Annotated in this window: 12 protein-coding genes and 1 pseudogene; 4 read left to right on the top strand and 9 right to left on the bottom strand. The window is 62.1% G+C overall.

Translation table 11 applies throughout. The annotated features are described in order from the left end of the window. Positions 1-4 precede the first annotated feature (4 nt). On the bottom strand, positions 5-1,177 hold the full coding sequence (locus BPNPMPFG_RS25815) for a glycosyltransferase family protein (protein ID WP_258591434.1): 1,173 nt from the start codon (positions 1,175-1,177) through the stop codon (positions 5-7). A 162-nt stretch (positions 1,178-1,339) separates the two neighbouring features. Between BPNPMPFG_RS25815 and BPNPMPFG_RS25810 the strand changes: the two genes are divergently transcribed. Together BPNPMPFG_RS25810 and BPNPMPFG_RS25805 are read left to right on the top strand one after the other, a co-directional pair. Then, complete coding sequence (locus BPNPMPFG_RS25810; RefSeq protein WP_258591433.1) at positions 1,340-2,836, top strand: lipopolysaccharide biosynthesis protein; 1,497 nt, start codon at positions 1,340-1,342, stop codon at positions 2,834-2,836. A gap of 53 nt (positions 2,837-2,889) precedes the next feature. Further along, positions 2,890-3,912, top strand: coding sequence for a phosphoribosyltransferase family protein (locus tag BPNPMPFG_RS25805; RefSeq protein WP_319945956.1), 1,023 nt, complete (start codon positions 2,890-2,892; stop codon positions 3,910-3,912). Positions 3,913-4,065: 153 nt separating this feature from the next. Here the strand turns inward: BPNPMPFG_RS25805 and BPNPMPFG_RS25800 are convergent, their stop codons facing one another. The 8 genes and pseudogenes from BPNPMPFG_RS25800 to BPNPMPFG_RS25765 all read right to left on the bottom strand — a co-directional run bounded on the left by BPNPMPFG_RS25800 (position 4,066) and on the right by BPNPMPFG_RS25765 (position 12,589). Continuing rightward, a complete protein-coding gene (locus BPNPMPFG_RS25800; RefSeq protein ID WP_258591431.1) occupies positions 4,066-5,145 on the bottom strand; it encodes a glycosyltransferase in 1,080 nt (359 codons plus the stop codon). Between the two features lie 74 nt (positions 5,146-5,219). Beyond that, a pseudogene (locus BPNPMPFG_RS42940) lies at positions 5,220-5,668 on the bottom strand (hypothetical protein). Between the two features lie 14 nt (positions 5,669-5,682). Next, positions 5,683-7,125: a GMC oxidoreductase gene (locus BPNPMPFG_RS25790; protein WP_258591429.1), complete on the bottom strand. Its 1,443-nt coding sequence runs from the start codon at positions 7,123-7,125 to the stop codon at positions 5,683-5,685. A gap of 99 nt (positions 7,126-7,224) precedes the next feature. Then, the gene (locus BPNPMPFG_RS25785; RefSeq protein ID WP_258591428.1) at positions 7,225-8,556 is read right to left on the bottom strand and encodes a UDP-glucose dehydrogenase family protein; all 1,332 of its coding nucleotides are present in this window, start codon (positions 8,554-8,556) and stop codon (positions 7,225-7,227) included. 67 nt (positions 8,557-8,623) lie between these two features. Further along, complete coding sequence (gene exoK / locus BPNPMPFG_RS25780; protein ID WP_258591427.1) at positions 8,624-9,493, bottom strand: endo-1,3-1,4-beta-glycanase ExoK; 870 nt, start codon at positions 9,491-9,493, stop codon at positions 8,624-8,626. Between the two features lie 151 nt (positions 9,494-9,644). Then, a complete protein-coding gene (locus BPNPMPFG_RS25775) occupies positions 9,645-10,040 on the bottom strand; it encodes a hypothetical protein (RefSeq protein WP_258591426.1) in 396 nt (131 codons plus the stop codon). A 289-nt stretch (positions 10,041-10,329) separates the two neighbouring features. Beyond that, positions 10,330-11,352: a glycosyltransferase family 2 protein gene (locus tag BPNPMPFG_RS25770; RefSeq protein ID WP_258591425.1), complete on the bottom strand. Its 1,023-nt coding sequence runs from the start codon at positions 11,350-11,352 to the stop codon at positions 10,330-10,332. Positions 11,353-11,461: 109 nt separating this feature from the next. After that, on the bottom strand, positions 11,462-12,589 hold the full coding sequence (locus BPNPMPFG_RS25765) for a nucleotidyltransferase family protein (RefSeq protein ID WP_258591424.1): 1,128 nt from the start codon (positions 12,587-12,589) through the stop codon (positions 11,462-11,464). A gap of 518 nt (positions 12,590-13,107) precedes the next feature. Between BPNPMPFG_RS25765 and BPNPMPFG_RS25760 the strand changes: the two genes are divergently transcribed. Continuing rightward, positions 13,108-13,260 carry a lasso peptide gene (locus BPNPMPFG_RS25760; RefSeq protein ID WP_010913078.1) on the top strand — a complete coding sequence of 51 codons (153 nt, stop codon included), beginning with the start codon at positions 13,108-13,110 and terminating at the stop codon, positions 13,258-13,260. A gap of 136 nt (positions 13,261-13,396) precedes the next feature. Further along, on the top strand, positions 13,397-13,711 hold the full coding sequence (locus tag BPNPMPFG_RS25755) for a PqqD family protein (protein WP_258591423.1): 315 nt from the start codon (positions 13,397-13,399) through the stop codon (positions 13,709-13,711). Positions 13,712-13,794: the final 83 nt, after the last annotated feature.

Here is a 13,794-nt window from a genome sequence, read left to right as displayed (position 1 = left end):
CATCCTATGCCAACGCCTCGGTCGCAAACGAACCGGGCATGGCCGTCAAGCTGCGCAGCCGCTCGACGAGCGCCCGGCAATCGCCGCGATCGTAGCTCCATGTCCTCGGGTTGCGGTCCAGAACACGCGCCTTCAGCCTGGCGAAGCGATGGCCGTCCATCTTGCCAAGCGAGGCTTCGAGCGCCTCTGGCGAAGCCTCGGGCAAAAGGACGCCGATATCCTGCTGGTTGAGGAACCGCCCGGTTTCGGTGTTGCCCATCGAGATCGGCACCGCGCCGAAGCGGCACCCCTCATAGAGGCGGTTGGGCAGCAGCCATTCGGAGTTCTGTCCCGCTTCGAAGAAATCGATCGCCCAGGAAAAATGGACGTCCCCGTAGATTGCCGCCATGTCTTCCGGATTGCGGTAGGGTCCGCAAAACGACAGATACGGCTCGGAGTCGACGAAGCCATGGAAATCCGGGAATTCCGACAGGGCCGGACGGCCGCGCAGCACGATTTCGAAGCGTCCCTCCATGCGGCGAGAGAAATCGGCCAGCAGTTCGAGCGAGCGGCGGCAGCGCAGCGCGCCGAACCAGCCGATTCGCCATGGCGGGCCGGCCGGACTCTCGATCGCTTCAGAGCTGTTGGGCAAAATCGCCGAGGCCTCGAAATACTTGTTCTCGACCAGCTCGATCGGCGCCGCGACCTGGCCGAACGGCTTGAAATAATTGGCGATGAAGGCGGGCGAACTGGTGACCAGCAGCTTCACGTCGCTCGCCAGAAAGCGTTCGGTGGCGCGCATCGCCTTGCCCAGGACATCGTTGCGAAGCACAAGGCGATGAATGTCGAGGCATTCGTAGACAATCGGCACCGTGGCGCCGAAGGCCGACCTGGCGCGGCGGGCAAGCGCCAGCATTTCCAGGTTGCGCGCGATGATGAGATCGGGCCTTGGCATGTCGCCAAGCTTCGAGCCGATCGAAACCGCCGCCTTGGCGACCGATGCCAGGCGCTGGCCGAACCGGCCGTCACGCGTCGCGCCAAGGTCAATCGGCCGCAATCCCTCGATATCCGCAATCGGATTCGTGGTGCGCCGGAAGCCGGCCAAGGTGACCTGGGCCCCACCTGCCCTGAGCATTATGATCCGCCGGCGCACGGCCGGGTCGGAAACATCGTGCACAAGGTACAAGACATGCAGCATGAAAACTCGACCGCTGTTGGCCCACCCAAGGAAAGCCTAGTACAGCTCTTGCTGCATCGCAACATTTTTGGCGCGGCGATCTACATTTTCTGTTGCACTGCAAAATTATTGCCGTAGTTTGTCCTGGTGGCGGGGCGGGCACAAAAGTCAGGAATCCTGAATTTGGAAGCCAATGCATTCGATCCGCCGGAAGGCTCCCTGCGCAAATCGGTCGGGCGCGGCGCGGTCGTCACGGCGATGGCGCAATCGGTGCGGGTCGCGACACAGATCATCTCCGTCATCGTGCTGTCGCGGCTGTTGTCGCCGCAGGATTTCGGCGTGGTGGCGATGTGCGCGCCGGTGCTCGCCTTCATCGCGCTGTTCCAGGATTTCGGCCTGACCCAGGCGACAATCCAGAAAAGCGGCATCCGGGATGAGGAGGTGAACTACCTCTTCTGGATCAATGTCGCCGTCAGCGCGATTCTGGCCTGCGTGCTTGCGGGTGCCGCCCCTCTGGTTGCCGCTTTCTACGGCGAGCCGCGCGTTGCCGGCCTGGTGGCCGCGTTCGGGCTGCAGATCATGGCTTATGGGCTCGGCGCGCAGCATCTGGCGCTTTTGACGCGCCGCATGCAGTTCGGCCGGCTGGCCATCATCGACGTCGCCAGCGCCGTCGCGGGGCTCACTGTGTCGATCGCCTGGACCTTCATCGACCGCTCCTATTGGGCGCTTTTTGCCGGCACGCTGACCGGCGCCGTGCTGCCGACGCTCTGCTATTGGGCAAGCTCGCGCTGGCGTCCCGGCCTGCCGCGCAAGGTCGCCGGAATCAGCGAATTGATCAATTTCGGCGCCGGCATCACCGGCTTCAATTTCGCCAATTTCTTTGCCCGCAACCTCGACAACGTGCTGATCGGCAAATACTGGGGCGAGGCGCAGCTCGGCCTCTATGATCGCGCCTACAAGCTGCTTTTGTTTCCGCTGAGCCAGATCACCAACCCCTTGTCGAAGGTGATGGTTCCGGCGCTCTCCAGGCTCAAGGACGAGCCGGACCGCTACCGCAGCGCCTATCTGCGCGTCATGCCGCTGATCCTGCTGGTGGCGCTTCCCGGCGTCGCCTTCGCCACCGCGATGTCGGACGTGCTGATCCCCTTCGTGCTTGGCGAGCAATGGCGCGCCAGCGCCGGCATCTTCCTGGCGCTCGGCTTTGCCGGGCTGCTGCAGCCGCTCAACAATCCGGCGGGATGGCTTTTCGTCAGCCAGGGCCGCTCCGGCGATTTCATGCGCTGGGGCATCATAACAGCCGTGACGTCGGTGCTGGCCTTCGCGCTCGGCCTGCCCTATGGCGCGCTGGGCGTGGCGATTGCCTATGCGATCAGCGAGTATCTGAGAACGCCTTTCCTGTGGCTCTATGTCGGCAGGAGCGGTCCGCTGCAGGCCCACCATGTGCTGCGCGCGGCAACGCCGTTCGTGCTTGGCGCCCATCTGGCGCTGGCCGCCATCTGGTTCATCAAGCCGCTTTTACCGCAGCAGCATGTCATCGGCTTGGCCAGCGGCGCCGTTCTCGCCTACCTGATCACCATCGCCATCGCGCTGGCATTCGCATCCGGCCGCGAAGCCCTGCGCGAAGCTTTGAAGATGCTGCCGGCAAGACTGCCCGCCGCGGCACCACGCGAGGCGCAATAATTTGAGCGCTTTCGACAGGTACGGACACTCACTCCAGGACCAGGTCTGAACCCATGCACTACCGATCGATCTCCGATATGAACGACGCCATCGTCAGGGGCCTGCACCGGCTGCCGCGCGATATCGACCTGGTGGTCGGCGTTCCCAGAAGCGGCGTGCTCGCGGCGACGCTGGTGAGCCTGGTGGCGAACATTCCGATGACCGATCTGGACAGTTTCCTGGCCGGGCGGATCTACACGTCGGGCATCACCAAGCGCCGCGCCGCACTCGACCGCAAGGTATCCGAGATGCGCAAGGTGCTGGTGATCGACGACAGCGTCGCCGGCGGCAACGCCATGCGTGACGCACGCGCCCGCATTGCTGCCGCGGGCATCGAGGCCGACTTCACCTTTGCCGCCGTGTTCGGCCTGCAGCCGCAGCATCAGGAAACCGACCTCGTCTTCGAGGTCGTGCCGCATCCGCGCATGTTCCAATGGAACTTCATGCATCACAAATTCCTGGCGCAATGCTGCGTCGACATCGACGGCGTGCTGTGTCTCGATCCGACGGAAGCGGAAAACGACGACGGCCCGGCCTATGAGAAATTCCTCAGCGAAGCGCGGCCTCTCCATGCCCCCACCCACAAGATCGGCTGGCTGGTCACCAGCCGGCTGGAGAAATACCGCGCGCTGACCGAGGCGTGGCTCGACAAGAACGGGATCAAATACGACCAGCTGATCATGCTCGATCTGCCTAGCAAGGCGGAACGGCAGCGGCTTGGCGCGCATGGCAGTTTCAAGGCCGATTTCTATCGCAAATCCGATGCCATCCTGTTCATCGAAAGCGAACACGAGCAGGCGCTTAGGATCACCGAACTGTCCGGCAAGCCGGTGCTGTGCGTCGAGACGCACATGGTCAGCTTTCCCGATGCACTGTCGCTGCCGGCGCTCGGCCAGGCGGCCCGCAACCTGCCGGCCAGGCTGCGGCAGATCAACTCGCAGGCAGGCCGCAAGAGCGCCGCCAAGACCCTTGCCCGCGCCCTGCTTGGCGCCCGCGGTTACGAGACGCTGAAAAGCCGGGTCAAACGCCCGGCCTGATCCGCATGCTACGCGGCTAGAGCAATTCCAGGAAAAGTGTGAAACGGTTTTCCGTCCGGAATTGCGTTAAAACAAAGAGATAGAGCGGTTCACCGTTTCCGTGAAACGGTGAACCGCTCTAGCCCGAGCTACGCGGCTTGCCGCGAGCCTGGACTACGCCGCTTGGCGCGCGCGCTGCTGCACAGCCCTGTCCAATATCGAGAAGAAGGTGACGAACTGGCGATCGGGATCGAGTTCCGGTCGCCCGGCGAAGCTGCGCGCAAGGCCCGAGAGCCGGTCATATTCCTGGTTGTCGTTCCACAGAAGCCTGACGGTTGCCACCCAGACGGCAAGCGGAGCGTCATAGTCGAGCACCACGCCGCCAGGGCCTACCGCTTCGGGCAGGCCGCCGCGCCGCGAGCCGACAACAGGGATGCCGCTGCAATGGGCCTCCGACGCCACCCGGCCCCAGGCCTCCTCCCATTTGCTGGGCGCAAGCAGGATCTTCGTGCGGCCATAGACCGTCTTCATGTCGTTGGTCCGGTTTTCCAGTGTGACATTGCCGAGGGGCGCAATCGTCTCTTCGATCCGCGCCCGATGGTCATCCTCCAGCTTCCAGCTTTCGACGAACAGGAACGGGATTTCGGGGCACGCGCCGGCGATGCGCACCGCGAGCTCAAAACCCTTTTCCTCATAGGGATTGATCAGCGTGACGAACTGGCCCGTCGTCGGCGTGTTGTAGTGCGCCGGATTGATGGTCGGCGGGATCACCGTCGCATCGATGCCGAATTCTTTTCTGTAGGTGCGCGCGGTGAACTCCGAATTGGCGATGTAAAGTGCTGAATGCAGCTCGCGCAGATCGCCGTCCAGTTCGTGGAACTCGACATTGCGCAGGTAGACGACCAGCGGCACGCCCTCGGCTTGCAGCGCCTTGCCGATCGGAACCGACTTGTGGCACTGGACCACCGCCACATCCGGCTGCAATTTCTCGACGGCAAAGCCTGCCGCCTCCCAGGGGAACCAGGTGCGAACCACTGGATAGCCAGGATGGCAGTCGACGACCGCCGGCTGCCGCAGCAGCTTCATCTTGGCGCGCGCCTTGAGGCCAAACATGCCGTCGCCGAACAGAGCCGCCAGCACCGACGCCTCATGGCCATGCTCGATCAACTGCTCAGCCAGGTGATGGGTGCTGGACTGGACGCCGCCGCCGAACTCGGGTGGGTAGCCATTGCCACTGGCAAAGAGGACTTTCATGGGACCGGCTCCTTGTCTCATTCTCGCATTGTTTCAAAACCGGCCTGACCAAGAGGCCTGCTTCGCAATTCGCCTCACGCCTGTCGCAGCTCGAGATTGGCGAACGGATTGGTGCAGGGCTGCCATCCGGTGAAGCGGATCGGATCGCTTGGCGCGAACTGCGCCAGGCGTAATCGGTCAGCATGTGGAACTCGGCGACGAGCCAGCGGTCGAAATGCCTGAGATCGCGCCGCTTTTGCCTCGGCAGCAGTTGGCGCGCTTCGCCGAGCCTTGTCTTCTCGAGCAAGGTTATGGCATCGCTCAGCTTCTCACTCGGAAATATCCACGGGTTGCGGTTGCGGAATTCCAGCACGAACTGCTGCAGATGCTCGATGCGCATGTTCAGCCTGCCGAGGTATTTTTCGAGTGTGACGCGCACCAGGTCCTCATCTGAAAACGAACGGACGGCGGCAAAGGCGACACCCGTCGACACCACTCCACCGGCTACGATGGCAAGGGCCGAGCGTCTGGAAATTTCGATCATCCGATGCCCTCCTCTCACGCCATGCGGTTCGCCGCCCTCAGGGAGAGGGCCGCGGCGGTCAGGCTCGGGTTGGCGCAGGAGCAGCTCGGATAGGTGCTGGTGCCAACGACAACCAGGTTTCTCAGCTGGTGATGGATCATGTCGCTGTCGATTACCGAATCGGCCGGGCCGGTTCCCATCCTCAGCGTGCCCTGAACGTGCGATTCGGTGGGCCGGATGCCGCGATCGAAGAGCCTTTCGACAGGCAGCGGAGCCAAAAGGTCAGGCAATTTATCCAGCGCGCGAGCCATGCCCTTCACCGCGTAGTCCGACGGTGCGTCGAAGCTGACGAAGGCGTTCTCGTCCTCGTCGAGGGTGACGAAGTTTTCGGGGTCGAGCAGGTCTTCGGTGACCACGACGAGCGGCAGCGTCTGGCGCAGCCGCCCCTTTTCGGCACGCATCCGGTGCTGCCAGCGGTTCTCGAAATAGACCAATGCGGCCGCGTGCTCCGCCCGGTGCGGGCCGTCATAGAGGCCGAAATTCAGGCCGGTGGTGATGGTGCTGCCATCGAAATTGTCGACGCCGTCGAGATAGACCTCGAAATTCCAGCCGTAGGATTCGTGCAGGCCGCGCCCGACGAACTCACCGCCAAGGCCGGATCGCAGCATGATGGCCGCGCTCTGGATGGCGTTGGCGCCGAGAATGAAAAGGTCGCCGCTGACCTGGTATTCCTTGCCGTCATGCGTGAACGTGACCGAGCGGACCGTGCCGCCGACATGATCGAGTCGCCGCACTTCCGCACCCAGGCAGACCGAAATGTCGGGATGCTCGAAGACGTGCTTCAGCCCGTTGTTGGCGGTGAATTTCGCGTCGACCGGGCACAGCCAGCAGCGCAGATTGGCGCAGCACGAGGTGCGCTGCGCGGTCGGCACACGGGCGCGAGCGGTGGGCATGACGAAATGCTGGCCGGGCTGCGCCGCCTTCATCATCCGGTCCGGCGTCGACATGCGGTGCGGCGGTTGCGGAAACGGCTTCGAGCGCGGCAGCATCGCCGCCATGTCGGGATCGCCCGAGATCGACATGATGTCTTCGGCGTCGCAGTAGAATGGCTCGACATCGTCATAGCTGATCGGCCAGTCGTTGCCGATGCCATAGGCGCTTTTCAGCCTGAAGTCATTGGGATGGAACCTCGGCGTCTGCGCGAACCAGCAATTGGTGCCGCCGCCCAGACCGATGGTGTAATTCCACGGCTTGTCGGAATTGGTCTTGTAGGTCGTCTCGTCGGCCATATCGGTGTTGGCATTCTGCTCGAGCTGCCGTTCGTGGGTGTTGTGGCGGCCCCACTCCAGGATCAGAACGCGTGCCTTTCGGCGCCTGGCGAACTCATGCAGGAAAAAGGCCGAACCGAAACCGGAACCGATCGCGACAAGATCGAAATGATCCTTGGTGATTTGCTCGGGCTTTACGTCCAGCACCATCAGCTGCAACTCCTTTCCGCGCCGGGCGCGTTCGTCATGGCCATCTCACCCGCCGGACGCGACCCGCTCGATCTTGCCTCCGCCTGTCAAAGCCCTGGCTCACGCCGCCACTCTGCCGATCGAGTGATACTCGATGCCGTGACGAGCGATGACCTTGGGATCATACAGGTTGCGGCCATCGAAGATGATCGGCGTGGTCAGCGCATTCTTCAGCGCATCGAAGGACGGGGCGCGAAAACTCTTCCATTCGGTGGCGATCATCAGCGCATCGGCGCCGCGCAGTGCTGCTTCCTTGGTGCCGCACAAGAGCAGGTCGTCGCGCAGACCGTAGATGGCCTGGCATTCCTGCATGGCCTCGGGGTCATAGGCCTGCACCTTGGCGCCGGCGTTCCAGAGCGCCTCCATCAGCGTGCGCGCCGGCGCCTCGCGCATGTCGTCGGTGTTGGGCTTGAAGGCCAACCCCCACAGCGCAAAGGTCTTGCCCTTGAGATTGCCCTTGAAATAGCGGTTCACCTTGTCGAACAGGACGGATTTCTGCTCGTTGTTGCGCTCCTCGACGGCGCGCAGCAGCTTGGCGTCGAACTTGACGCCTTCGGCGGTCTTGATCAGGGCGCGTACGTCCTTCGGGAAGCACGAGCCGCCATACCCAAGACCCGGATAGATGAAATGGTAGCCGATGCGCGGATCGCTGCCGATGCCCTTGCGAACTTCCTCGATGTCGGCGCCGAGCTGCTCGGCCAGGTTGGCCATCTCGTTCATGAAGCTGATCTTGGTCGCCAGCATGCAATTGGCGGCGTATTTGGTGAATTCGGCGCTGCGCACGTCCATCACGATCATCTTCTCGTGGTTGCGGTTGAACGGCGCATAGAGCTCGCGCATCACCGCCTCGGTGTCCTCGCTGTCGGTGCCGACGATGATGCGGTCGGGCTTCATGCAATCGGCAACGGCGGAACCCTCCTTGAGGAATTCCGGATTGGAGGCCACGTCGAAAGTCAGGTCCTCTCGTCCCCGCGCCTTCAGCGTCTCAGCGACCCTGGCCTTTACCCTTTGGCAGGTGCCGACCGGCACGGTCGACTTGCCGACGATGATCTTGGGCGTGTCCATCTCGCGGCCGATGGTCTCGGCCACCGCCAGCACATATTTGAGGTCGGCCGAGCCGTCCTCGCCAGGCGGCGTGCCGACCGCGATCATCTGGATTTCGCCATGCCTGACCGCGGCCGGGGCATCGGTGGTGAATTTGATGCGACCGGCGGCGTGGTTCTCCTTGACGAGGCTTTCCAGTCCGGGCTCGAAAATCGGCACGAGGCCCTGGTTGAGCCGCTCGACCTTGTCGGCGTCGATGTCGACGCACACCACCTGGTGCCCGACTTCGGCAAGCACCGCCGCCTGCACGAGACCGACATAGCCAATTCCAAAGACCGTCAAATTCATTCGGTTTCGTTCCCATGCAAGGCAGCGGACCGATTTCGGTCCGGCCAGTTCAATTCGACTTTCCCAACTACTTTATGCTGCATGCCAGCGATTCCGGAAACTGACAGGGTTCGCCCAGGGCCGTAAAGGCAACGCGTTCGACCTGCAATTTGAGCTTGCGGCCCGGATCGGCGAACGCTCCCATCCAACCGGTCATCTTGTCGCTGCCCCAAAGACTGAAGAATATCTTCTGCGCATGCGTCGGCAATTTCGCCGGATCGGTGATCGTGTTGACCAGCTGGCCGTTGACATACCAGCGCAAGCTATCCTTCTCCCAGACGAAGGCATAGTCGTTGAAGGCATTTTCAGTCCCGCCGGCCACGTCGACCAGCTTCTCATTGTTGCCCTTGCCGGCGATATAGGCGTTGACCTGCACCTTGGAGGTATCCTTGGTCAGGATTTCGAAGTCGATCTCATCCCAGGGCTGCTTGTCCGTGGGGCCGATGTAGGAGAAGAAAGCCGCATTGAGGCCGGAGCCGGTGTCGGTCTTCATCCGCGCCTCATAGGTGCCGTAGCCGAAGCGTTGCTTGGTCTGGACCTCGCCGCAGGCGTAGTCGCGATCCTTCAGCTTCTGCTTTTCGAAACCGAGCGACAGCACGCCGTCGGAGAGCTCGACCAGGCCCTTCGACCAGGTGCAATTTTGATGACTGCCATTCGACCAGCCGTCGGAAACATACCAGCGCGCACGATCGAAGCTTTTGAAATCATCGACGAACGACGGCGATGTCGGAATGTCCTGGGCATGCGAAGGAGCCTGAGCCAACAAGACGCTGCCAAGAGCGGCCAGCAGCAACGCGCTGATCGAACTCCACCGCCTCGGGCACGTTTGCCTGGCCTGGCGCGCGAACGGCGTCCTCGGGATTGCGATGGTGGACGTAGTTTTCGGATCCGAATTCATACCAAACTCACCTTTGTGCTGTGCGTCCCCAACCCAAAGTCGACGTTCGAACCGCTCCTGAACGGGTCAACCTTGACCTCCTGCTTGACCCTCCCGAATTCCTTTTCCCGCCTCGCATCAAATCTGCCGCACCAATTCCGAGCCTTCACGTTCAACCTCTGCCAGCGCCTGCCGGCCTGGCGAATTCGGCGGTGCCGGCCGAATCGGAATTCTCGTCGAAGACCATATCCAGCGAGTGACGAACCTCCTTCATCATGCCGTTCTGGCGCGACAGCGCCGCGATGCGGCGTTCGCAATCCAGGATCGACTTGGTCAGCGCGCTGACTTCCGACGACCGTCGCTCGGAGGCAGAGCCGTTTTCCATCGCTTCGACCAGGAAGGCGGCGTTGGTCGCTTTGGTCCGGTAACGATTCTCAAGCCCATCTCTCTCGGCCTCGATCTCGGCCGTGACCTGCTCGAACAGCTTTGCCAGACGATCAAGACGCGAAACATCGTTCTGCCGGTCGCGGGCCGGATCCCTTGATCTGAAACCGAATATCGAGGCCATGGGCTCAGCTTCCTGTCATCGCCGGCTTAGAGGGGCCGGGCTTCTGGCCGATCCCCGCAGCCGGGGCTGAAAAACGCGCGTTGCATGCCCTGCTCCTCTGAGGGAGCGACACATCGGACCAATCGGATCGGGGGCCAGTTCGGCTGGTCGTCTAATTTGCTGCACCGCAACATAGACTGCCATCGTCGGAGCCGTGAGGCAACCACCCAATTCGTAAACTCATAAATCCGTCCGAAATGGTTTGCGCGACGGGGCGGCGCTGGCGGACGAACCGCACGCGCCGGACACCCTACCGCTCCTTGCCCGCGCTGGTTCCGGCCATCAGAAAACGCAATGGCGGCACGTGCTTGTGCCTGGACACAAAGCCGACGCGGCGAAACAGCGCCTCGAGCTTGTCAGAAGCCACGCCCTGGACGATGGGGACCAGATTGGATTGACTTGCGAAGGCATAGGCCGCCGCGGATGCCAGCCCGCGCTCGGCCTTGACGTCGAGGAAATTCCGCAAGCGGTACTTGTCGCGCACGTGCCGCTCGTGCCGTCTCAGCACCGCTTTCGAGCCTTCCGGCAGACTGTCGATCGCCAGCAGCGCCAGATCGGCATCGGCCAAACGCTTCAGGTCCTGCGTCTTGTGGCGACCGCTCAGCGAATCGGCGCGGACGATGGCGCCATAGCCGCAGGAGCGGATGACCTTGAACCGAGCCCCGCGGGCGACCGCGCGGGCGTAGAGTTCATAGTCCTCGCCCAGGCGCAGGCTCTCGTCGTAGCGTAAGCCGTGGCGGTCGAGGAAAGCACGGCTGATCACCGGCTTGAGGAAGCCCAGCTCGCCCCTTTGCACGCGGCGCGTGGAGATGTTGCCTTCGACGAAGCGCTCGAAATCGAGGAATTCCGGATCGGCGGCAAATTGCGGGGCAACGATTTTCGTCGCGTCGCCCGTCGCATCGTCCCTGATCAACATGATGTTGTCCGCGGCGAAATCCCAATCGGCGCCGGCAAACAGGTTGCGAAACCGGCCTTCGAGGAAAAAATCGTCGGCGTCCAGAATGCTGATGAAAGGCGATTTCGAGCCGGCGATCGCGACATTGCGGGCGAAGGAGGGGCCTCGATTGACGTCGAGGCGCATCACCGCAAGCCGGCCGCTGCCGTCGTCGGCGGATCGCGCGACTGTCGCGGTGTCGTCGGTGGAGGCATCGTCGACGACGACGACCTCCGCGACTTCCGGTTCGCGCAACGCGGACGCGATGGCGACGGCGATTGTCGCCGCCGCGTTTTTGGCTGCGATGATCACGCAGACCTGGGGTTTCGTCATCGACATGGATTGGCCTCTCATACAGGTGATATCGATCTGTGTTCGCCCCTTGCCCGTTCGATGCCCGATAGGATTGCCATCAGCGCCCGATCTGTCTTCGTTCGGCGCCCAGTCTTCATTCGCGATTGCCCGGCCGTTCAAAGATGCGGCGGCTGATGTCGGCGGACGCTGCCCAGCCGGCCTCGGCCAGATAACGCACGGGCGCGCGGCCGCACAGTTCCCACAGCACCGTTCGCCGCTGCGGCCATCGCAAGGACGACAGCCACGGCGCGATGACCATGTTGAGCAGGTCCTCATTGCCGATGCGTGACAGGATCCGTGTCGCCCGCTGCGACAGCAGCGTGCCGGCGCCGCCGAGCAGCACATCGGCGGCGCGCACACCAAGCAGCAGCGTATCGTCCAGCCCCTGCGCCACCGCGGCGTCGAGCACGAGCTGCTGATCCGCCTCGCCGAGGCGGCTGGCGCTGGCGCCGATATCGCAGACATAGCCGGCGCAGGGTTCCCGGTTGAACAGCGCCTTGGCGACGCTGATGCAGGACAACAGCAAAGTATCGGCGGCCGAGGTGACCGGCACGGTCGCGCCGGCGATCTCAACCTGACGTTTGCGCCGCAGAAACCCGTCCGCGTCGCGCGGGCTCGGCGATCCCGGCTGCTGAAGGCGATAGTGGAGATCGACCGTGGATGGCCTCGGTCCATCGCCGCGCGTCATATGCTGTTCGCCGAGGAACCGGACCCACCAGACCGAGCGCGACTTGCCGGCGACCTCGTAGCCGATCGAGCGCAGCGCATCACGCGCGCTGAAAAACCCGACCGGCGAAACCAGAATGTCGACATCGCCCGAAGGCTTCATGAAGTGGTCGTCATAGAGCAGCAGCTGCTGGAACGGGCCCTTCAAAAAGACGAAATCGATCTGGTTTGCGCGCAGCACGTCATGGATCGCCATCGAATCCATGATGCAGGACGCGTTCATCGAAACTGTCCTCCTGCGGTAGGTGTCGAGCCAGTGGAAAAGCTCGGCCGGTCTTCCCTGTGCAGGTGCGCGCGACAGGGCCTTGAGGACAAAGGTCGCGACCTTGTTCAACCTGGCAATGTCGGCGACGTTGGCAACAGAGAGGCTGGGCGTAGAGACGGCGGCGGCTCCCGCCCCGGCGAAATACAACCTGAGGCAAGCCTGCACATAAGCAACCTCGTCGGCACAATCGGCGGCGCGCAATCGTTCATAGGAACTTTCCGGCAAGGCCATTTAGCGCACAGTCTCCCAAAAAGCGATTTGCGCGGCTGGTATGCTGCAAGTGCGAAGCAAGCATCACCAAAAACCTCTATGCCGTAAAGGCTTTCCTTTTGCAGTGCGGAATTTTGCAACCATAGCGTTTATCGGCACTGTCCGGAGGGCGGCGGCTCCCGCAGTGGAAATGCCGCCTTGGCAAGGCGTCCTAGCCGGGCATCACCAAGGATTTACCAAATGAAATCCGCCATATTAGCAATGCCTAAAAAACAGGCGCACCAGCAAATGTTTTATGCAAGCAAAATCAAATTCTTAAAGAATCGCCATCGACACGACCCCAGTGCACATGTAATTGGCTTAAAAAAAGTCAGGTTTTAGGCACGGCTCACACATATGGTGACGCCCGCAACCCGTAATTGATTAACGCCTGGTAAATCAGGCTTGACTCATAAATGCTGCCATGCAGCTATTGCGCTGCAGCATGTAAGTGCTGACGGCACTCGACAGGCCGTTTCCAGTCCTTATCGGAGAGTAAAATGGAACAGAATGTTGAAAAGCATGAATATGAAACGCCAAGCCTGACGGTGCATGGTTCGATCGAAACCATCACCCAGGGCGGCGGCGGCAGCACGGCGATCGACGCATCGTTTCCTGCCCATACGCCGATCGGCGACCTGACGTTTTCCTGAAAGTCTATCGCAGCTTTTCCAGAGTGACGACGTTGGGACTCTGGATCCAAAAATAAGAGAGTCGGGGGACCAAAAACCTCCGACTCCGCCTTTGTTGCCTCGAACTGCCGAAGCGTATTGTAAGCGAGGTTTTGGGATGAACTGGAAGCTATCCCACCATGATTTGGCCGACCACGATTGTGTGAGCGCGACCAAGGATGCCGTGGCTTGCGAGTTCGGCGATGGCCGGGCGCTCCTCAATCTGAAATCCAACATCTATTACAGCTTGAACGGCGTCGGCGCCTTCATCTGGGACCTGATCCAGGAGCCGAAGTCGATCCTGGACATCCGTGGCGCCGTGCTGGCGCGCTACAATGTCGACCCCGAGCGCTGCAAGGCCGACGTCGACGCGTTGCTGAAGGGCCTGGCCGACAACGGGCTTGCGAGGCTGCATCATGAGGAACGTGTCTAGGCAGGTTCCGCAAAAGGCGATGGTTTTGCGGCAGGAACCCGCGACGGAAAGAAACCCAACGCGCACGAAGCGTCGGCAAAGCC

The organism is Mesorhizobium sp. AR07, from assembly GCF_024746815.1.
GTDB lineage: Bacteria > Pseudomonadota > Alphaproteobacteria > Rhizobiales > Rhizobiaceae > Mesorhizobium.
The sequence above is the reverse complement of the archived record's forward strand: the minus strand, read 5'-3'. Positions and strand labels throughout refer to the sequence as shown.